This is a genomic window from Mycobacterium angelicum (assembly GCF_002086155.1).
Classification (GTDB): domain Bacteria; phylum Actinomycetota; class Actinomycetes; order Mycobacteriales; family Mycobacteriaceae; genus Mycobacterium; species Mycobacterium angelicum.
Map to the genome: position 1 here is coordinate 1 of NZ_MVHE01000359.1, position 322 is coordinate 322.

A 322-nucleotide genomic window follows, 5' to 3' on the forward strand; every position below is an offset into this window, starting at 1 on the left:
GATGAGTTCGGACCGCGATGCGCCACTCGCCTTGGCGGCACGATCGAGCAGCTCAAGCTCCTCTTTGCCCAGGGTCACCTGAGTCCGCATGACATCACCATACATCCAGTGATGGCGCCTATCAGCGGTTAAAGGGTCCCGCGCGGCACGATCCACTCCGTAGGTTGGCCGGTGATGGCGGCGACCCGGTCATAGTTCTCGTCGTAATGCCACACGATGGTGCCTGAAAGTTCGGCCGCCGCGGCGATGACAAGATCGGCGATCTTCACGCTGCGGTGATGCAGACCGGCGACGTGGGCAAGCTCACGCTGGACTTGGCATG

The 322-nt window shown here is 62.1% G+C and carries 2 protein-coding genes; both read right to left on the bottom strand.

All coding sequences use genetic code 11. The features are described 5' to 3' along the window. Positions 1 to 90: ribbon-helix-helix domain-containing protein (locus BST12_RS29790; RefSeq protein ID WP_139802120.1), on the bottom strand; the 90-nt coding region annotated here is incomplete at its 3' end. Positions 91 to 128: 38 nt separating this feature from the next. Continuing rightward, positions 129 to 322, bottom strand: a 194-nt coding sequence (locus BST12_RS29795) for a PIN domain-containing protein (RefSeq protein WP_139802121.1), incomplete at its 5' end; no start/stop codon positions are given.